Source organism: Campylobacter sp. LR291e (assembly GCF_008633915.1).
Lineage (GTDB): Bacteria > Campylobacterota > Campylobacteria > Campylobacterales > Campylobacteraceae > Campylobacter_D.
Genome location: NZ_VJNV01000025.1, coordinates 27,293 through 48,346 on the forward strand (window position 1 = coordinate 27,293; position 21,054 = coordinate 48,346).

Sequence of the window (21,054 nt, forward strand, 5' to 3'; positions counted from 1 at the left end):
CCTTTGTGTTTCTTGTCTTTGAAATATTTAATATTCAACATCTTCTATTTGTTTATATGGTCGTTCAATTTCATCAAGTATATTTTTATACTTATCAAAATCTAAATCCCAATAATCAATTTTTCTTATTTCATCAATTAATTTATGAATTTTTTTATATCTACACTATCGTAATATACACTTGCCACTCTCGCAATCCTAGCTATTGCCATTTGCATTAACTCAATCAAACACGCTTTTTCAGTAAAAGTAGCCATTTTTATCCTTATAAAATTTCTCTTTGTCCTTTAGCGTCTGGCTCGCTTAAAACTCCATTTTGACTAAGTTGTTCTATGATATTTGCAGCCCTATTGTAGCCTATTTTAAGCCGTCTTTGTAGGTATGAAATACTAGTTTTTTGGTCCTCAATTATAACCCTCTTAGCATCTTCGTAAAGTTCATCCAATTCATCGTTAAAATTTCCACTCAAATTTACCCCACCAACGCTTTGTTCATCGCGTAAAAAGCTTTCATCATATTCTACAACTTGCTGTGCCTTTAAGAATTCTACTATTTTTTCTATCTCGCTTTCACTAGCAAAAGGGGCATGTAATCTTACTAAATTACTAGTTCCAGGCGGCGTAAACAAGCAATCCCCTCTACCTAGCAAACTTTCAGCACCCATAGTATCTAAAATCACCTTAGAATCAATCTTTTGCCCTACCTTATAAGCTAAACGACTTGGTAAATTCGCCTTTATAAGCCCGGTTACTACATCCACGCTTGGTCTTTGTGTAGCTACTATTAAATGAATTCCGCTAGCCCTAGCCATTTGAGCTAATCTTGCTATGTAAAATTCCACGTCTTTTCCCGCGTTCATCATTAAATCAGCTAATTCATCGATTATTACCACTATAAAAGGCAATTTCTCGCCATCAATTTCTTTCATTTTTTCATTATAATTTTCAATATTTTTTGTCTTTGCCTCTGCCATTAAACGATATCTTCTTTCCATTTCTGCTACCATGTTAGATAAGGCATTTACAGCCTTTTTTGGCTCAGTTATAACGGGGGTAAGCAAGTGAGGAATTTCATTATAAATACTAAATTCAAGCATCTTAGGGTCTATCATCATTAATCTTAAACTCTTTGGCGAATTCCTATACAAAAGACTTAAAAGCATAGCATTTATACCCACGCTTTTTCCACTGCCCGTCGTCCCTGCTATTAAAAGATGAGGAAGCTTTTTTAAATCAGTAACAAAAGCATTTCCTACAATATCCTTTCCAAGTGCCATAGTTAATGGACTTTTAGCATTTTTATAAATATCACTTTCTAAAATTTCTCTTAAATAAATAGTTTGAATTTCTTCATTTGGAACTTCAATTCCTACTACATCTTTTCCAGGGATTGGAGCTTGTACGCGAATGGACCTAGCCTTTAGGGCCATTGCTAAATCATCTTGTAAATTTAAAATTCTACTTACCTTTACATCAGCACTTGGGCGAAATTCAAAGGTAGTTACAACAGGACCTGTATAAGTACTTATAACATCGCCTCCTATTTTAAAGCGTCGAAGTTTTTCTAATAAATCATAAATTTTTTTATCTATCTCACTCTCATTTATAAAATGGTGAGTTTGAACAGGTTTGCTTAAAAAATCAAGAGAAGGAAGTATGAAATTTTTAGGCTTTTCAATCTCTCCTTGTTCGATTTCTTTAAGTAATTGTTTGTTTAATTCTACTTCTCTTCCTAAAATACTAGCGTGGTGAAGTTCTTTTTCATTTAAGTTATTTTCTAAATTTAAATTTACTTTATTTTCTTGAGAATTTAAATTTTTCAAATTTGGCCGAGAAACTGAATTTTGTGAATTTGACTCAATCTCATCAAGCTTAATAATAGGCGTATTTGAAGTATAAACTCCATCCACTACTTCTTCTACCATAGGCATAAAATCAAGCTTACTTTCATTTAACTCATCAACACTTTTTAACTTTACATTCTCTTCTTTAAAGTCCAAAATTTCAGGCTTATTTTCTTCTATGATACTTTCTTGTTTTGGGGTGTTATTTGAATTTATATTTGAATTTAAATTTATATTTTGATTTGTGGTATTTGAATTTTTATCTACTATGCTATATTTTAAACTTTGTATAATGTCCTTACTTGCTTGTAAATTCCTTATATCATCTTGTTTAAGGCTTTCAAATTGCTTTTCTTTTATGGGTGTATTTTCATTTGCGTTTACACTAATATTTTTTCTTTTATAACTTGGGGCTTCAAGGTCTTCCTTTGAAATGCTTATATTTTCAAAATCCTTAGCCTGTTTAGGTTTTAAAAATCTTTCTGGTATCATTTCTGTTTCTTCTCCTGCAATATAACTAAATTCCTCGTCAATGCTTATACTAGCACGGCTTGCTTTTTTTATAAAATCATCAACTAGGATTGAGTTTTGATGAATTACGCTTTGTGGCGTGTCTGTAACTTCGACTATAATCTCTTCTTCATCCAAATTTTCATTTTCTACCTTAATATCGTTTTGTTTTTCGTTTAAAATTTCCTCATTTTCTTCTTCTTCAATATCTAAATTATCACCTATGTTAGCTAAAAGTTCGTATTTTTCACTATTGCTAATATTGTCTTCGTTTTTAATATTTTGTTTAACATTTATAATTGGGGCTTTTGGTTCGCTATGTTCTATATCGTCATTATCAACCTCGCCACCAAAAATACGCATTAAAAAATTTTTAATACTTTTTTCAAATTTTTCAAAAATACTAAAATTTAACTCGATATTTAAAGTATATTTAAGAAATTTTGGAAATAGCAAGATTAAGGAAAAAAGCATAAATAAAAGTGCTAAAATTCCACTTCCTATGTGGCCCAAGAAAAAATTAAAGCTATTATATAAAAATTCTAAGATATAACCACTTTCTTTATAAAAAACAGCAAAAATTAAAAAAAAGCCAAGTATCCCAAAGACAAGGCCAAATAATTCTCTTTTTTTAAATTGTTGTAAATCATAGGCCTTTTTATAAAAAAAATAATTTAAAACTAATAAAATAAAGGGATAATAATAAGCACTTTTTCCAAATAAAAATACATTTGCCTCGTTTATAAATAACCCAAAACTTGGCACAAACATACATAAGCAAAGATAAAAAATAAGAAAGCTAGAGCTTATGAAAATGGCTTCTTTTTTGATGATTAAACCCTTGATTTAAATTTAAAAAAAGCCATTATAGCATAAGTTTTTTACATATAATTTAATAAACTAAGCTGCAATAAAGTAGTAGTTGCTTTCATAGAGGCTTGATATGCAGTTTGTGTTTGAATTAAATTTATAATAGTTTCAGCATAATCAGCATCATTTACTTCTGATTTCATAGTTTGAACATTTACCTTCAACACAGCTGCCCTATTATTTACGCCTTCAATGGTAGTATAATAAGTACCTGAAACTGTGTTTTTCTTGCTAACATGGTCTATTAAATGGTCAATCCTTTCAAGTGCTCCTTGTAAACCTGTATTTCTTGGGTCAGAACTTTCAGAATCAGCCCTCATATTACCACTTCTAACTGCATCAACCATAGCATATAAATCCTTGATAATATCAACGCTTGGCTCATCAATAGTAATTGCATTGTTCGCACTAAATACGAAATTTGAACCATCAATTGTTGAGGCTGTATTTGTGTAAGGAGGTTGTGGAAATGAAGTTGTAGATGAAGAATCATAAAGTGCAATTTCCATTCTTGTATTTGTAGAAAGTTTATCAGTTACGCTTATGCGGCCTTGATAGTCCATATTTACTTCAATAGTAGCCTTTGAGTCGGTAAGTAATTGTTGATAGGTTTCCCAATCAGCTGCGTCAATTTGATTATTATTTGCAACTATACTTGCAGTTGGTACATTATCAGATGCAAAAAGGGCTATAATATCATTTAATTGCTTGTAGGTAATATCATTTGAAGCAGTTACCACTCCACTAGTACCATCGCTTGAAACATTCATAATAGGAACGCTTATAATATTGTTATTTGCATCCACATAAGAAAAACTAGAATTTTCTAAGTCGATAGTAACTTCGTAATTTATCCCACCTCTTGAAGTCATATTTAAAGTTAACGTAGTCCCAGCTAAACTATCATTTGCCATAACCTCGCTTAATTTTGTTGAATCAGTGGCATACTCGCTACTATCTCTAATTATTTGAGAAACAGTGCCATAAACAGTGTTACCATCCTTTTCAAAATACACATTATCATAATCAGCCCCATCAGTAGCATTGCCATCAGCATCTGTCATATTACTATGTATAAAATTTGTTTGATTTAAAGAAACTTCAAAATCTTGCCCATTAACTTGTATAACAACGGTTTGCTCACCTAAGATTGTATAATCTCCCCCACTTGCAACTAGTGCAGCGTCCATAGCCCTATTTGTAACATCGTCCATAGAAATACCCTCGACCTGGGCTGCTTCAATTAAATTAGTCAAGGTAGTTCTATCAGCAACTTGTGGAGTGTAGGCCACAGCGTGAAATTCAAGAAGGTTATTACCTGATTTATAATCTGTGATTTGAATTTGACCACTATTGTTTATGCTAACTTCTACGACCTTACTTGTAGTAGTGTTTCCATAAAGGGTTCCTATGTAATCAAGCACATCTTGTATGCTATCTTCTGAGTCAATTAAAACAGCTGATTTAAAGCTGGTACCATCTGGCCTAACTCCTTGTACATAAAGGGTCGAGGCTGGATAATCAAGCCTTGTGCTATCATACTCAAAATCTGCATCCACGTCCAAGCTATCATCTTGTACGTATTGTTGACCTATTAATTGATACCAGCTTGATTCTTCGTCCAAATAAACTTCATCTTCTGGATTATTAATTATATCATAGCGATTATCCACAAAGCTAACATTTGTAGTAATTTGCTTACTATAATCACTATCTGATGAATACATTAAATCCCAACCTGTTATATTATAAGTAGTTTGAGTACCAGCCCCTGTAACTACATTTAGGGTATTGTCATCGCCGTTATAATTTCCTTGTAAATCAAAGGGTTGTACGTTTACTTGAGAACCAGAAAAAAGATATTGTCCATTAACGCTAGTGTTTGCAAGTTGCACGAAACTTTCTATAATGAGTTCTAACTCACTAGCTATTGCTTCACGTGAGGTTTGAGAGTTAGTATCGCTTGCTGCTTGGGTTAGTTTTACCTTGAAATTTTCAAGGAGTTGTACCATATCTTCAAGGGTAGTCATGGTATTTGCAAGCATTTCCATTGATGAAGAAGTAGCCTCTTGAACTTGTGTAATAGTAGCAATCTCATATTCTAAACGCGTACTATCTATGTAAATACTAGCATCTTCATATGAATTTTGTATCTTAGTACCAGAACTCAATTGATCGCTAATCTTGGTTAAATTTGATTGTGCTCCCATTAAGGTACTAACCGAATTAGTAAAATTTAGCTTGTCTGTAACTCTCATAATCCATCCTTTTAAACATAATCCTTGCTTATTATCAAGCAAAAATCGTTCCTAAAATTTAAGCCCATATCGACAAATTCTAAATTTTCTTTAATTAAAACTTTTTTAAAGTAAAAAAGATATAATTCAAGCTTTAAGCCCAAGTGGTGAAACTGGTAGACGCGCTAGACTCAAAATCTAGTAAGGGCAACCTTGTGTCGGTTCGAGTCCGACCTTGGGCACCATTTCAAATTTATGAATTTAAATTTACAAAAAAGAAGCGATTTTTTGACCTACTTTTATATTATCATTTTCTTTTACATTAAATTTTAAATAATCTTTTTGGGCTATTAAAACTATGGTAGAACCTAACTCAAAATAGCCTAATTCATCGCCTTTTTTAATATATAAATTTTCGTAATTATACGAAAAATCATGGCTATTTTTTGCGTTTGTCTGTATATTTTCATCAAAATTAAAACGCATTTTTCCTACATTTTGAGCCCCTACAAAAACAAGCCAAAAGATAAAATTATTGCATTTGCATTTTAAGCTTACTCTTTCGTTTTTTGTGTAAAGATTGCTAATTTTTTTAAGATATTTTTCATTAACGCTAAATAATGACCCTCTTGTATAAACAGCTTGTAAAATTTGCATATCAAAGGGGACGTGATAGCGATGATAATTACTTGGAGAAAGATATATATTTACATAATCAAGCCCTTTTTCTAGCTCATTTTTTTCAAAATTATCCCTTAAAAGTTCTTCAATGCTATAAGTATGACCCTTTATAGAAAAGGCAAAGGCTTCATCATTTGCTAAAAAACTAGACCCACTTTGATAAATTTTACCATCACTTGGGGCTACAAAATCATCTTGAAATTCTATATCCTTTGTAAATTTACGCGTAAAAAGGGCGTTTAAACTTTCATACTCATATGCACTTTTAAAGTCACTTAAATTTATATTAAAATAACTCACATAACTTTCATTAATAACCTTTTGTAAGGGTTTATAAAATTTAAACTTAGCAACTACTCCAAATAGCCTTGAAGTAAAATTTGAAAAACTCATTTTTCTCCTTTTAAATTTAAAATCACTATTTCACTTTGAGTAAGCATTCTTAAACTTGGTCCCCAAAAACCAGCCCCTGTGCTAATAAAAATTTGAGTTTGTTTTCCTAATTCGTGCAAGCCTGATATAAAACCTTGATTAAGTTCAACTAAAAACATAAATGGAAAAATTTGACCCCCGTGAGTGTGGCCACTTAATATTAAATCAAAATCGCTTAAATCATAAAGCAAGGCAGTTTTTGGCTGATGTGCTAATAAAATGCTAGGCTTTGAAAAATCCATATCAACTTTAACCCTTTGTAAATCAGGCCCTAAAATACCCCTATTTTGCAAACCTGCTAAGTCGCCAAGTCCTGCGATATTTATAAAGCCTAAGTCTATATTTTCATTTATTAAAATATTCATCTTTGTTTTAGTCTTTAAAAGTTCTATTATCTCATAAACTCCTCTGTAATATTCATGATTGCCAAGCGAGTAGTAAACACCAAATTTAGTATTAAATAAATCTAAATCGCTAATATAACTTTCAATCTCTTTAACATTTGTATCAACCAAATCCCCAACAATTACTACCATATCAACATTTTGAGCATTTACCTTTTCTATTAAGGCATTTAAAAATTCCTTATGTAAATTTTTGCCTAAATGTATATCAGCAAGCATTGCTATTTTTAAATCTTGTTTAAGTTTTGGAAGTTTTATTTCAACTTCTTTAATATCAGGTATCTTAATAGCACTATATATACTAAAATATGCTAAATACGAAGAAAGCCCTATTATCAAAAGTTCAAAAATAGACCTTGTAAATGGGCATTTTAATTTTTGTTTGCCTGTAAAATAATATAATAAACGCAAAATATCAAGTATTAAGGTAATAAAAAATAAACAATAAGTCGGGGCATAAAGCATGGATAAAAATGAGTAAATATCATTGCTTAAAAGTTCTACCTTACGTACTGCTAGAAAAAATACCTGACATATAAATAAAAGGCTAAAAATTACTATAAATAAAGGCTTTAAATGAGTAAATAGAAAGAATTTACAAATCAATCTTTTATAAATATAGACATTAGCAACGGCAAAAATCAATAAAACTACAAAGGAAAATATTAAAAAAATCATAGGCACAATTATAACTACAAAAAATAAATATTTATATATTTTTGTTATAATTGATTTTTAAAATTTTTAAAAGGTTATAAAATGTATCGTTTTGCTCCATCTCCAACAGGGGATATGCATATAGGAAATTTAAGAGTGGCACTTTTTAATTATATTTGTTCAAGGCAAGAAAATAAAGACTTTATATTAAGGATTGAAGATACTGATAAGGCTAGAAACATACAGGGAAAAGAAGAAGAGATAAAAGAACTTTTAAAGCTTTTTGGTATAACTTGGCAACATTTTTATATACAAAGTGAAAATTTAAAATTTCATCTTAAAATGGCTTTAAAATTAGTAGCTGAAAAAAAGGCCTTTGCTTGTTTTTGTACTGAAAGTGAGTTAGAAGCAAAAAAAGAGATTGCTAAAAAGGCTAAAAAAGCTTATAGATACGATGATACTTGCGAAAATTTAACGAATAGTGAAGTTTTACAAAATGAAAAGCCCTTTGTAATTAGACTTAAAAAACCTAAGCAAAGCATTAAATTTAAGGACTTAATCAAGGGTGAGTTAAGCTTTGAACCTGAAAATATAGATAGTTTTGTGATAATGAGGGCTGATAAGACCCCTACTTATAACTTTGCTTGTGGGGTTGATGATATGTTAGAAGATGTAAGTTGTATCATTAGAGGCGAAGACCATGTTGCAAATACTCCAAAACAAGAACACATTCGCCATAGCTTAAATTATGATAAAAAAATAAGTTATGCACATTTGCCTATAATCTTAGATGGAAATGGACAAAAAATGAGTAAAAGACATGCTCATTCAAGCGTAAAATGGCTTTTAGAACAAGGAATTTTACCAAGTGCTATTGCAAATTATTTAATCTTACTAGGCAATAAAACTCCTGTTGAAATTTTCACGCTTGAAGAAAGTTTTAATTTTTTTGATATTAAAAATATCTCAAAATCACCTGCAAAATTTGACTTTAAAAAGCTTTTACAAATCAATAGAGAACACATTAAAATACTTGAAAAATCAAAGCTTAACGAGCTTTTAAATTTTAATAAAGACCTAGCTTTATTAGCTAAATTTTACACTCAAGAAGCAAGCACCTTAAATGAAATTAAAGAAAAAATAAGATTAATTTTTAATAAAAAAGATTTTGATGAATTTAAAAATGAATGTGAGTTGATTAAAAAAAGCTTATTAGAAATTGATTTAAGCGATGATTATAACGAATTTATAAATTCTTTAATGCAAAAAACAAACCTTAAAGGCAAGAATTTTTTTATGCCACTAAGGATAATCTTAACAGGGCAAAAACACGGACCTGAATTAAGTAAGCTTTATACGCTTATAAAGCCTTTTATCAAAGAATTAGCAAGGATTTAAAATGGGTGTGAGTTTGATTTTAAGCTTGGTTGAATTGTTACAAATAATTATTAATGTCTATATTTTTATATTTATCGCAGCTGCGTTAATAACTTGGGTAAATCCAGACCCTTACAACCCTATAGTTCAAATTTTATATAAATTAACAGCCCCAGCCTATAAGCTTATAAGCTTTATTCCTACGCGTATAGGTCCTGTTGATATAGCCCCGATTATAATTATCATAGCTTTAGAATTTATTAAAATTTTTATAGGTCAATTAGCAATTTATTATTTACGCACATTTTAGATTTTTTAAAATTTGTAATTAAAATGTTTAGGGTAATTAAATTCTATTTGATATAATAAAACAAAATTATACAAGGAAAAGATATGAAAAAAATTCTTGCTCTATGCCTTTTTATAAGCTTTTTGAGTTCTTTAAATGCCGCCATTTATAGCCTTGAAACCTTAAAAAAACACGATAACTCCTTAGCAAAGGATTATTATATACATAGATTAATTGAAAATAAAAGCTTAAATAAACAAGAGATAAAGGGGCTTAGAAAGCATATTTTTCGCTATGCAGGTAGGATTAAAAAAGATATTGAAAAAATAATAGTTTTAAAGCCTATCATTAATCCAGCCACTGCAGCTTGCTATAATTACACTAAAAATAATATCTTAGACGCAAATACAAGTTGTCAAATAACAAGACTTGGTTCAATCCCTTTTATTTCAAGTCTTAGTACTCAAACTAGACAAATTTTAGCTAACAAATTTCAAAATTCAAAACAAGAATTAACCCACCTTTTACTCGGTTTTAATACTAAAAATCCTATGGCTTATGTGGTTTCAAAAGGGGACGTAAACGCTTTTTTTAGACTTTATAATTATTCTTCAAAGCTTGATACTGATTTAAATATAAATTTTGTAAATAAACTTCCAAGCCATAAATCTTTTAAAAAAATAGCACAAAATATCATTATAAAAAGAGAGCACCCAAAATTAAGGCATTCTTTATTGGAAATTAATCCACAAAACTCAAGCGAGGATTCTGCCTTTTATTTAGGAGTAAATGCTCTTAGCTATCGAAAAGAAGCACTTGCTTATGAATTTTTTAAAAGGGCTTATGAAAGCTTTAAATTGCAAGAAAATAAAGATAATGCATTATTTTGGATGTATAAGATTAAAAATGATGAAAATTTATTAAAAAAGTTAGCCAATAGTAAGTCTGTTAATATTTATAGTCTTTACGCTAGAGAACTTACCAACTCTTCAATGCCTGAGATTATAACCCCAACGACAAGTGATAAAATAAGTAGTTTTGATATGAGCAATCCCTTTGCTTGGCAAAAATTAGCAAAGCAGATAAAGGATGCAAATTCTACAAAATTATCAACACTTGCCAAGGAATTTAACAGCAAAAATACCCTTTCAATTTATACCTATATCCTAGAAAGGCAATCAGGCTTTAAGCAAAATTATTTTATTATGCCTTATTATGAGTATATAAAAGATTATGATATATCTCGCCAAGCCTTGATTTTAGCCATTGCAAGACAGGAAAGTCGCTTTATACCAACAGCTATTTCTACTTCTTATGCCTTAGGAATGATGCAATTTATGCCCTTTGTTGCAAATCACATAGCACAAAAGGAATTAAAGCTTGAAAATTTCGACCAAGATGATATGTTTAACCCACAAACTGCATATTTTTTTGCTAATCACCATTTAGATTATTTAGAACAAAATTTAAAATATCCTTTATTTATGGCCTATGCTTATAATGGAGGAATAGGCTTTACAAATAGAATGCTTGCAAGGGATGATATGTTTAAAAATGGCAAATTTGAACCATTCTTATCAATGGAACTTGTACCTTACCAAGAAAGTAGAATTTATGGAAAAAAGGTACTAGCTAATTATATTGTGTATCGACATCTACTGAACGATAATATAAAGATTTCGAGTATTTTTCAAGATTTAATTCAAAGCAATCATAAGGAAAAGGACAAATCTTAACAACAAAATTTCTCTCATTGCTAATTGATTTACGCCTTATCTTAAAATAACGCGTAAAGTCATTATTAATGAGATATTTCATTAAAATATCGTCCCTTGCAAGTTCGCTAATTTCACTACTTTGATTATTAATAATTATACTTAAATCAATGATTTTAAAGCTATCAGGGGTTATGCTTAAAACAAAGATATCATCACTTGAAGGATTATCTAAAATAGGATTTAAATAAGCTAAAATCAAAACTGCACTTTCGTTATTTTCACTTTCATTAACAATTCTTTGTTTTTGAGAAAACATTAAGGTTTGAGTCTTTAAATTTACAAGCTTTGTTTCTCCATTTTTATTAGAACAAGCACAAAATACAAAAATACTAAGTAAAAAAATACAAATTCTCATCATTTTTTCCAAAAAATTTTGCATATTGTAACCTTTTAACTCTATTTTTTGCTTTAAAAAGATATACTTTTAAAAATTTTTTGCAAAGAAGTATTATGAAAAAACTTGTAATGGCATTTAGTGGTCCTTCAAATTCAGGCAAAACGACACTTATTTCAAAGTTAAGTACTGAATTTATCAATCAAGGATTAAAGCTAATTTTAATCAAACACGACCCAAGCGATAAGGCTGTTTTTGATAAAAATGGCAAGGATAGCTTTAAATTTTTTCAAAGTGGGGCTGATGTTATGGTATTAAGTCCAAATCGAACTACTTATTTTTCACACACATCAAAAGATGTTTTAAGTGCCTTAAAAATGGTAGATGATTTTGACTTATGCTTAGTTGAGGGTCTAAAAACCCTTGATTTACCACGCATTAGTGTATTTTGCAAGGATATTGATGAAAGTTATTTTTCCTTTTCACAGGCCATAGCAAGTTATGAAAAAGTAGAAAATGACAAGCTTGCCTGGCTTTATATAGATGATATAAAAGGAATTTGTGAATATATTTTAAAAAATGCAAAAAGCTTAAAAGGAGAGGTTAATGGATGAAATTTTTGATTATATAAAAAAAGCAGTTTTAAGCATTTCAAATGAACTTAAATTTCCTGATACTAGCTATAATCAAAGTCAAAATAAGACAGGCGATACCCAGCTTAAATTTGATGTAATAAGCGATGAAATTATTACAAATACTCTTAGCAAATGCCCTAATATAAAGGCATTAATCAGCGAAGAAAAAGATGAAAGTTTAATCTTAAACGAAGAGGCTACTTACATAGTAGCTTACGACCCGTTAGATGGGTCATCTTTAATGGATGTAAATTTTGCCATAGGTTCAATATTTGCAATCTATGAAAAAAAAGCACAAGCTAAGTGCTTAAAGGCAGCAATTTATAGCATTTATGGACCTAGACTTGAACTTGTTATTTGTAAGGATTGTGTAAATTTATATAGATTAAACAAAGAAAACGAATTTATCTTTGTAAAAAAACTTATTATGCAAGAAAAGGGCAAGATAAATGCCACGGGTGGTACTCAAAAAAATTGGGATGAAAAACATGCAAAATTTATAAAAGGGCTTTTTGATGATGGTTATAGATTAAGATATTCTGGGGCTATGGTAAGTGATATGCACCAAATTTTATGCAAGGGTGGAGGGCTTTTTTCTTATCCTGCCACAAAGAACTCTGTAAATGGTAAATTAAGAGCGTTTTTTGAGGTCTTTCCTTTTGCTTATATCACTGAAAAAGCAGGTGGAAAAACTAGTAATGGGCTAAATGAAAGCTTACTGGACTTAGAATTTGATAATATCCACGCAACCACACCTTGCTTTTTTGGTTCAAAATATGAAATTAACGCACTTTTAAAGGCTTATAATGAAAGATAAGTACGAATTAGACCTTGATGAAAAAAAAGAACATTTAAAACAATGTCAAGAAGAAAAAAATTTTAAATCTTGTTATAACTGCGAAAGTATTTTTAATTGTTTAGTGCGTAAAAATTTCGTTGATGCAGTATATGCTAGTATGTCTAAGGGCAAAACTGGCGGATTTGATTTTTAAAAGGAATGTAAATGAGATATATAACAACTCCTATTTATTATGTTAATGATGTGGCACACTTAGGACATGCCTATACAACTATAATTGCTGATACCATGGCTCGTTTTTATCGCTTGCAAGGGCATGAAACAAGATTTTTAACAGGCACTGATGAACACGGCCAAAAGATAGAACAAGCCGCAAAGGATAGAAATTTCGCTCCCAAAGAGTACGCTGATAAAGTAAGCAATGAATTTAAAAAATTATGGGATAAATTTGAGATAAGTTATGATATTTACGCAAGGACTACGGATAAAAGGCATATAGATTTTGTTAAGACTATGTTTTTGAAAATGTGGGAAAATGACGACATTTATAAGGGAGATTATGAGGGCTTTTATTGTGTTTCTTGTGAGAGTTTTTTTACAAAAACTCAATTAAATGGTGAGTGTTGCCCTGATTGTGGCAAAAAAACAAATATCTTAAAAGAAGAAAGTTATTTTTTTAAACTCTCAAAATATGAAGATAAAATTTTAAAATGGTACGATGAAAAAAATCCAATAATCCCACAAAATAAAACAAATGAATTAAGAAATTTCATACAAAGTGGCTTAAAAGATTTATCCATTACCCGTACTAGCTTTAATTGGGGTATAAAATTGCCAGAACAAATGAATGATGATAAGCATATTATTTATGTATGGCTTGATGCCTTATTTATTTATGTATCCTCGCTAGATTATGGGACAAATGGGCAAAATGCTAAATTTTGGCCGCCACATTTTCACCTTGTAGGCAAAGATATTTTGCGTTTTCATGCTGTTTATTGGCCTGCTTTTTTAATGAGCGTGAAATTGCCTTTGCCAAAATTTATAGCAAGTCATGGTTGGTGGACTAAGGATGGCGAAAAAATGAGTAAATCAAAGGGCAATGTTATAAAACCTAAAGAAGTGGTTGATGCTTATGGGCTTGATGCTTTTAGATACTTTTTACTTAAAGAAGTACCCTTTGGGAATGATGGAGATTTTAGCGAAGAAGTGTTTATAAAAAGGATAAATACAGAACTTAATAACGAATTTGGAAATTTATTAAATCGCTTAATAGGCATGAGTTTAAAATACACAAATGCCCAAATTTTAAGTACAAATGTGCTTGATTATTTTAAAAATGAACTTGAAAACGCAAATAAGCACTTAAAAATGGCTTTAGAATTTATTGAAAATTTGCAATTAAGTCGTTATTTAGAAGAACTTTTTAAAGCTTTAAGCGTAGCAAATTTAAGCATCAGCCAATATGAACCTTGGAATTTGATTAAAAACAATGAAACAAATAAGGCAAATGCCCTAATCGCCCTTTGTGCGAATATCTTAGCTAAAACTAGCATTTTATTAAGCCCTGCTTTGCCAAAAAGCTGCCAAAAGGTAGCTAAGGCCTTAAATTTTAGCATTGATACTGCTAATTTTAATGATATAATCTTACAAAACAAGCTTTTAAATTTTAAAATAAGCCCTTGTGAGCCTTTATTTACTAAGATAGAAAAGCCACTTTTAAAAAATGAAATTATCATTAAAGAAGAAAAAAGTACTCAAAAGATTAAAATCGATGACTTTGCAAAGGTTGAAATAAGAGTGGCATTAGTTAAAAACTGCGAAAATATACCAGGTAGCGAAAAACTTTTAAAATTTGACTTAGAACTTGAAAATGGCGAGGTAAGACAGGTGCTTTCCGGCATTGCAAAATATTATAACCCAGCCACGCTTATAGGTACGCAAGTTTGTGTTTTAAGCAATCTTAAAAAGGCTAAAATTTTTGGCTATGAAAGCGATGGCATGATACTTTCAGCAAAAAGTGGGGATAGATTAATTTTAATAAGTCCAAAAGATATAGTAGAAAATGGGTCTTTGATAGGTTAAATGAATATTAGCAATTTAAATGAGCTTTTAAGAACGCAAATTTTAAACGAAGGGAGCACATTAAGCGTTGATTTTTTTACAAATGAATTAAAAAAGGTTAAATATGGCTGTGCTTTTTTTTCAAATGATATTGACGAGCTTGAAAAGGCCATTGAACAAGGTGCCTTTGTAATCGTTTTTGAAAAGGATATTCAAATAAATCATAAGGATATTTTTTATCTAAAAAGCGAAAATTTAAAGCAATCCCTTACAAATTTACTTCGTTTTATAAGTGAAGAAAAGGAATTTGAATTTTTATATTGTCAAAAAATAGCTTTAAATTACGCAAAAGCCTTTTTTATAAATGTTTTAACAGGCGATATTTTTAAAGATTTTAAACTTTTAACAAATGCTAAAAAAAATAGCCTTTTTTGCTTTGATGATAAAAAATATTTAATCAAATTTAGCGTAAATTTAAAGGAACTAAAAAAGGCAAATTTTGAACTTTTAAATCAATCAAGCATATTTTTTACAAATTTACTTTGCCAAAATCACTATTTTAAGGACCTTGCCTTTCCTTATGTGTATGCTGAAATTTTTTCTTCTTTTGTTGCTTTTTTTAAAAATGAAAGAAAAGAGCTTAAATTTGACGCAAAAAAACTTGATTTTTTTAAAATTTATTTCATAAATGAAAATTTTGAAATAGTAGATTTTGGCAAATCTTCTAGGGCCTTTATAATAGTTTTTGACTTATTTAATTTTGAATTTATGAGTGAAAGATTAAAAGATATTAAAGGCTTTAAAACAGCTTTAAATTCGCTGTTTTGCGACTTTGCCTATACCAAGCTTTCTGATTTAAGACTCTTAAAAGATTTTAGATACTGCCTTTTACAACTTGAAAACGAAGAAGAATTTTTAAAAGAATTTTCACAAAAGCAAATACAAGAAAGAAGTTTGTTTGATTAAAAACTTCCTTACTCTTCAAAAACACTTTTATTTATGATATTTTTAATAGTATAAAAACTTACGATTATAACCATAAGAATAAGCATTAAAAGGGTAAAAGTTCCTAAATAATAAAAAAATATCTCCTTATTTAACTCATAAGCCTTAAAAAATGCTAGGGATGCTGTTGCACTTGGAAAGGTAAAAGCCCACCATGATATGAAAAATTTAAGCTTTAAAAAATTTTTATACATAAAAATAATGAGTCCTACAAAAAATATAGCAATGCCTAAAAGCATTGAGGCAAAAAAATCAAGGTTCTTTGTTAGCTTTACATAATCTAAAAAAGCCACACTTGGTGGGGCTATCATTATAAATAAGGTTGGCATAAATTTAAAAGGTAATTGTTCATGAAATAAAATCCTATAAAAAATAATACTAAATAAAATTAGCCAAAAAAACACAGCCACTCCGAAAAAGCACCATAACCAAAAATAATCTTGCTTTGCTACTAAAACTATGATTAAATTGCCAACAATGGGTATAAAATAGGCGGGGTTTGAATGCTTTATGTCTAAGTTATGATTTATCCAAAAGGATATAACAAAAAAGCTAAGATATGTTTGAATTATCAAAGCTGTATAAAAAAATACATCATAAAACAAAATTATATTATTAAATAAACTTGCTAAAATAAGCATAGAAATAGGTATGGTTGATATAAAATTTATCTTTATAGGATGAGTAAATTCCCCTTTTACCTTTGAAAAATAAAAAATACTTTTTACAAGATAAAAAAGACTTATGATAATAAAAATGCTAAGATTAAAATAAGCAAAAAAATCTATGAAAGCTTGATTTAAATTTGAAAAAATAAAAAATCTTTCAAGGGCTAAATTTAAACCTCCAAGACCCATAACAACAGAAAAAAATATAAGTGGAAAATTTGCAATCATTCTTATCCTTTTTTAAAATGTTAATCTTAGCATAAAATTACATTTTAAATAATAAACTTAGCTATAATTACAAAAATTTATAAAGTCAAAAACATGACTCTATATAACCCAGATTATTTAAATAATATTAACATATTCAATAGCAAAGAACTTGATTTTTTAGACTCTTTGCAAAAAAGTATGGATTTAAATTTATTCTTAAATGATAAAAAATTAAATGAAAAATTTAGCTTTGATTTTATACACTCTTCATCTCAAATTGAAGGAAATTCATATACAAAGGCTGAAACCTTATCGCTTTTAGATATAGGAATAACAGCCGGTGGTAAGAAATTTAGTGATGCAGTTATGATTTTAAACTTACGAGAGATTTATAATGAAATAATAAATAATGATTTTGAAATAAATAAAACAAATTTACACCATATACACTCCATAATCGCCAAAGATTTAGTAAAAGATTTAGGAATAATAAGAAAGTCTAGCATAGGTGGTATAACTGGAAGTAGCTATTTACCCTTAGCAAGTGGAGATAGATTAAATGCCAAGATGAATTATTTATTAAAACAAGCAACACAAATTCAAATTCCCTTTGACAAGGCTGTATATTTACATAATAATATTGCCTATTTGAAATATTTTGAAGATGCCAATAAAAGAACGGCTAGGACCATGCAATTTATATCTTTAAAAAACGATAAAATCATGCCTCTTATTTTGATTAATGATGATAAAATTTTATACGATGCTTATAGAAGTGCCATGGTTGCTTATTATGAAAGTGGAGATTATACTTTGTATAAGGATTTTTTTATGAAAAATTATGAGATATTAAGTGATTTTTTTAAGCTACTTAATGACAATATCAAATATTCTAAGCATATTAAAAGAAGATAAACTTTGATTGAATTTCAATCAAAGTTAAAAAAGCTAAAAAGCAGGGATTAAAGCCCCTTGAAAATTCTCATTCATAAAATTTTTTACCTTTTGACTTTGCAAGGCCTTAATTAAAGCCTTTGTTTTTGTGGAATTTTCATTACCTTCTTTTACTACAAGTATATTTGCATAGGGACTAAATTTGCTTTCTAAATAAAGTGCATCCTTAGTAGGAATTAATCCAGCTTGAAGTGCGAAATTTCCATTTATAACAGAAAAATCAACATCGCTTAAGCTTCTTACAAGCTGGGCATCCTTAATCTCTACAAATTTAATATTTAATCTATTTTCTACAATGTCAAGTGTGGTAGCTAACTCGTGGTTTTTAAGCTTTATAAGCCCACTACTTTCTAAAATTTGTAGTGCCCTAGCCTCGTTTGTAGGATTATTTGGAATACTAATAACAGCCTTATGATTTGGCACAAATTCCTTAAATTTAGTAGAATAAACACCCATAGGCTCAATATGTATCTTTGCAACACTTACAAGCTTTGTACCCTTATTTTTATTAAATTCAAGCAAATAAGGTTCGTGTTGAAAAAAATTTGCATCCAAGGAGTTATTATCTGTACTCATATTTGGCTGCACCCCGTCTGTAAACTCATAAATTTCAAGCTTAAAACCCTCTTTTTCAAGGTCTTTTTCAATATGCTTTAAAATTAATGCATGTGGAGTGGGACTTGCACCAACTTTTAAGCTTTCAAGTCCAAAGCTAAAATTTAAAAAAAGTAAAATTAAAAAAATCTTTTTCATAATTATCCTTTAAGCAAAACTAAATTTTTCTATTAAATCGCTGTGATGTACCTTTGCTACCTGTGGGTGTGACCTTATCATTCTTTTAAAATAATTTTGTGCCACATTTCTTAAAAGTGGATTTTTAGGGTCTGTATCAACGCCCTTTGCATCCTTAGCAAATTCATCATTAAGCTTAAAAATAGGTATATCCTTATCAAGTTGCACGCCTAAAAAATAAGCTGTAGAAAATCTTTCTTTTTTGCTTAAATTTACCCGGTGCAAGGTGGCCTTTAAATAGCCATTTGTAGCCATTTCTAAGAATTCTCCTATGTTTATTACAAAACTTCCTTCAAGTATAGGTACATCAACCCATTTTCCATTTATATAGCCTTGAAGTCCACTTTGTTCATCTTGTAAAACATAGGTAATTAACCCTCCATCCTTGTGAGGTCCTACGCCTTGAATTTCATTATCAAAGGCTGGAGGATACCTTAAAAGCTTACAATGTTGATAATTATGCTCCCCATATAAACTATCAAAATTCTCATTTAATTTTAAGGCCTTAACAAAGGCATTTAAAAGCCTTTTTGATGAATTTTGCGTTTGCCTTAGCCATTCTAAAAATACAGGTTTTAATTCAGGTATTTGACTAGGATATAAATTTGTACCTTGCAATCTTTGCCATAAAGGCGAGTTAGTATCCCAATTTATTTCCTTTTCATCAGGTCCTAAATCAATTTGTTCCCTAAAATCCTTAGCCCCTGCAGTATACTCACCACCTTCATTAGAATAACCCCTAAAGCTTGGAGATAGTACCATGTCAATTTCATCTTTTTGACTTTGTGGTAAGCTAAAAAATTGCTTAGATAGGCTTTGAAGTTTTTTGCAAAGTGCTAAATCAACGCCATGGTCTATTAAATAAAAAGACCCAATCTCCCTTGCTACCTTTCTAAGTTTTTCAAAGGCTTCTTCATTTTTTTCATCGTCAAAATCACTTAATCTAAGCACTGGTAATGGTAAATTTTCCATAATAATTCCTTTTGTAAAAATTTTAAAACTTTGATAAATTTTGATAAAAATAAGAAAGAAAATAAGATATTTTTAAAGTATATTTAAAAGGACTTAACTTTGCTTTCCTATTCAACTAGTCCTAGAAAGCAAAGCTAACTAAGACTTAAAACAAACTACACATTAGACACATTTGCATCAGTTTAAGCATTGATTTAAGTCCTTTCTAAAAAATTAAAATAGCAAATTGTACTAAATTTTTCTTAAAATTATTTAAAAGTATTTTTTTTGCCGATATTAAATTTAAGGAGAAAAAATGCAAGTAAACTCAATGTATTATAATTACTACAACAAAGAAGGTCGCTACACTCCTAATAGCCCACAAACTCCTGCTTGGAAAAAAATTTATGAACAAAGCGAAAATAAGATTAAATCAAGCAATGAAAATCAAGATAGCGATACTTACAAAGGGCTTGTAAAATTAGAAAATTATTATTATGAATTAGGCGTTTTGAATAGGGCTAAATATAGCACTTATGAAGAGTTACAAAACGCCCTATCTCAAAAATATTTAAGCAAAAACTCAATTTATGCTAATTATAGCTACCAAGAACGTAGGGCAATGTATGATAATGAGTTAAATATGTCTGCTTTTGGTACTGCTACAAATTTAAGCGACCCTATTTTAAGTGCTGTAAAAGGTGAAAGTGATGAAGAAAGGCAAAATTTTAATAGGCAAAGCGTAACTAATCAAATTAATAATATTTTAAGCAAAAATGGCATTGATATAAATTCTTTAAGCCTTGTTTTTAGTATTGATAAAGATTATAATTTATCTGTTTTTAACCTTGAAGATTCTGCGCTAGCTCTTAAAATTTCAAGCCTTTTAAATGAAAATAATAACGCAAAAGAATTTTTTACTCATATCTTGCAAAGCCTTAGATTTAATGGAGTAAACATAGATGAAGATATTTTAAATAAATTTCATTTACATAGAGAACTTGTAAATATAACCGGTTTTAGTTTAGATGATTTTCACCAGGAAAACGGTCAAATTTTAAATGAAAATGGCCAAAACATAATAGATATTTTTAATGAGTATTTAGAAACTACCGACAAGGTGCCTAATGAATTTAAAGGAGTTGCTTTTTCATATTTTAAGAGCTTAGTTGATAGTCTTGCAAATAAGGATTTAAACCAAATTGCTGATTTAAATTTAAGTATAGCTTATGAAAATGGCGTTTTAAAAGATTTAGATAATGAAGAAATTTTAAATAAAAATATTTCAATTCTAACTTAAAAATCTAAGCCTTGCAAAGTGCTTAAAAAATCCTTAAATTTATATTTTTTTAAAAACTTGAAAGTGGCTTGAAAAATGTAAAAATCGCTATAACTTGCTTAAAATACTTGACAAATTAATTTATAATTTGGCATAATTTCATTTTTTGTCTCGTTAGCTCAGACGGTAGAGCATCTCCCTTTTAAGGAGGGGGCCGTTGGTTCGAATCCAACACGGGACACCATTGAGGACAACACTCCGATAGCGAAATAGAGAGTTAAATCC

General features: G+C 29.5%; 18 protein-coding genes and 2 tRNA genes. 12 read left to right on the forward strand and 8 right to left on the reverse strand.

The window, feature by feature from the left end; all coding sequences use genetic code 11:
* Positions 1-265 precede the first annotated feature (265 nt).
* Together FMM58_RS05475 and flgL are read right to left on the reverse strand one after the other, a co-directional pair.
* Positions 266-3,124, reverse strand: coding sequence for a DNA translocase FtsK (locus FMM58_RS05475; protein WP_150180488.1), 2,859 nt, complete (start codon positions 3,122-3,124; stop codon positions 266-268).
* Between the two features lie 110 nt (positions 3,125-3,234).
* The gene (flgL, locus tag FMM58_RS05480) at positions 3,235-5,481 is read right to left on the reverse strand and encodes a flagellar hook-associated protein FlgL (protein WP_150180489.1); all 2,247 of its coding nucleotides are present in this window, start codon (positions 5,479-5,481) and stop codon (positions 3,235-3,237) included.
* A 137-nt stretch (positions 5,482-5,618) separates the two neighbouring features.
* Between flgL and FMM58_RS05485 the strand changes: the two genes are divergently transcribed.
* Positions 5,619-5,705 (forward strand) — tRNA-Leu (locus FMM58_RS05485).
* A 22-nt stretch (positions 5,706-5,727) separates the two neighbouring features.
* Here the strand turns inward: FMM58_RS05485 and FMM58_RS05490 are convergent.
* Positions 5,728-6,534: a phosphatidylserine decarboxylase gene (locus tag FMM58_RS05490; RefSeq protein ID WP_150141736.1), complete on the reverse strand. Its 807-nt coding sequence runs from the start codon at positions 6,532-6,534 to the stop codon at positions 5,728-5,730.
* A complete protein-coding gene (locus FMM58_RS05495; RefSeq protein WP_150141737.1) occupies positions 6,531-7,655 on the reverse strand; it encodes a metallophosphoesterase in 1,125 nt (374 codons plus the stop codon). Before FMM58_RS05495 ends, FMM58_RS05490 begins: the two co-directional genes overlap by 4 nt.
* Positions 7,656-7,736: 81 nt before the next feature.
* Between FMM58_RS05495 and gltX the strand changes: the two genes are divergently transcribed.
* From gltX to FMM58_RS05510, 3 genes are all read left to right on the forward strand, one after another.
* Positions 7,737-9,032 carry a glutamate--tRNA ligase gene (gltX, locus tag FMM58_RS05500; RefSeq protein ID WP_150141738.1) on the forward strand — a complete coding sequence of 432 codons (1,296 nt, stop codon included), beginning with the start codon at positions 7,737-7,739 and terminating at the stop codon, positions 9,030-9,032.
* Between the two features lies 1 nt (position 9,033).
* Positions 9,034-9,321 (forward strand): YggT family protein, encoded by a 288-nt coding sequence (locus FMM58_RS05505; protein ID WP_150141739.1) that lies wholly within the window; start codon positions 9,034-9,036, stop codon positions 9,319-9,321.
* An 83-nt stretch (positions 9,322-9,404) separates the two neighbouring features.
* Positions 9,405-11,036 (forward strand): lytic transglycosylase domain-containing protein, encoded by a 1,632-nt coding sequence (locus FMM58_RS05510; protein WP_150151706.1) that lies wholly within the window; start codon positions 9,405-9,407, stop codon positions 11,034-11,036.
* Here FMM58_RS05510 and FMM58_RS05515 read toward each other — a convergent pair.
* Positions 10,933-11,457 (reverse strand): hypothetical protein, encoded by a 525-nt coding sequence (locus tag FMM58_RS05515; RefSeq protein WP_223810285.1) that lies wholly within the window; start codon positions 11,455-11,457, stop codon positions 10,933-10,935. The genes FMM58_RS05510 and FMM58_RS05515 overlap by 104 nt on opposite strands.
* A gap of 71 nt (positions 11,458-11,528) precedes the next feature.
* On the opposite strand from FMM58_RS05515, the gene mobB reads away from it, so the two are divergent.
* From mobB to FMM58_RS05540, 5 genes are read left to right on the forward strand one after another with little or no spacing between them, the layout of a single operon-like run.
* Positions 11,529-12,026 carry a molybdopterin-guanine dinucleotide biosynthesis protein B gene (gene mobB, locus FMM58_RS05520; protein WP_150180490.1) on the forward strand — a complete coding sequence of 166 codons (498 nt, stop codon included), beginning with the start codon at positions 11,529-11,531 and terminating at the stop codon, positions 12,024-12,026.
* Positions 12,019-12,864, forward strand: a complete 846-nt coding sequence (locus FMM58_RS05525; RefSeq protein WP_150180491.1) for a class 1 fructose-bisphosphatase — start codon at positions 12,019-12,021, stop codon at positions 12,862-12,864. Before mobB ends, FMM58_RS05525 begins: the two co-directional genes overlap by 8 nt.
* Entirely contained in the window at positions 12,854-13,039 is a 186-nt protein-coding gene (locus tag FMM58_RS05530; RefSeq protein WP_150141743.1) for a hypothetical protein, read from the forward strand. Before FMM58_RS05525 ends, FMM58_RS05530 begins: the two co-directional genes overlap by 11 nt.
* 11 nt (positions 13,040-13,050) lie before the next feature.
* Positions 13,051-14,931: a methionine--tRNA ligase gene (gene metG, locus FMM58_RS05535; RefSeq protein ID WP_150180492.1), complete on the forward strand. Its 1,881-nt coding sequence runs from the start codon at positions 13,051-13,053 to the stop codon at positions 14,929-14,931.
* Positions 14,932-15,876 carry a hypothetical protein gene (locus tag FMM58_RS05540; protein ID WP_150180493.1) on the forward strand — a complete coding sequence of 315 codons (945 nt, stop codon included), beginning with the start codon at positions 14,932-14,934 and terminating at the stop codon, positions 15,874-15,876.
* Between the two features lie 8 nt (positions 15,877-15,884).
* Here the strand turns inward: FMM58_RS05540 and FMM58_RS05545 are convergent, their stop codons facing one another.
* Positions 15,885-16,811 carry an SLAC1 anion channel family protein gene (locus tag FMM58_RS05545; protein ID WP_150180494.1) on the reverse strand — a complete coding sequence of 309 codons (927 nt, stop codon included), beginning with the start codon at positions 16,809-16,811 and terminating at the stop codon, positions 15,885-15,887.
* Positions 16,812-16,904: 93 nt separating this feature from the next.
* Here FMM58_RS05545 and FMM58_RS05550 point away from each other — a divergent pair, with 93 nt between their 5' ends.
* Complete coding sequence (locus FMM58_RS05550) at positions 16,905-17,708, forward strand: Fic family protein (RefSeq protein ID WP_150180495.1); 804 nt, start codon at positions 16,905-16,907, stop codon at positions 17,706-17,708.
* Positions 17,709-17,741: 33 nt separating this feature from the next.
* Here the strand turns inward: FMM58_RS05550 and FMM58_RS05555 are convergent, their stop codons facing one another.
* Positions 17,742-18,500, reverse strand: a complete 759-nt coding sequence (locus tag FMM58_RS05555) for a MetQ/NlpA family ABC transporter substrate-binding protein (RefSeq protein WP_150141749.1) — start codon at positions 18,498-18,500, stop codon at positions 17,742-17,744.
* 9 nt (positions 18,501-18,509) lie between these two features.
* Positions 18,510-19,511, reverse strand: coding sequence for an isopenicillin N synthase family dioxygenase (locus FMM58_RS05560; protein ID WP_150141750.1), 1,002 nt, complete (start codon positions 19,509-19,511; stop codon positions 18,510-18,512).
* 295 nt (positions 19,512-19,806) lie between these two features.
* On the opposite strand from FMM58_RS05560, the gene FMM58_RS05565 reads away from it, so the two are divergent.
* On the forward strand, positions 19,807-20,790 hold the full coding sequence (locus tag FMM58_RS05565) for a DUF4885 family protein (protein ID WP_150141751.1): 984 nt from the start codon (positions 19,807-19,809) through the stop codon (positions 20,788-20,790).
* A gap of 147 nt (positions 20,791-20,937) precedes the next feature.
* Positions 20,938-21,013, forward strand: a tRNA-Lys gene (locus FMM58_RS05570).
* Positions 21,014-21,054 lie beyond the last annotated feature (41 nt).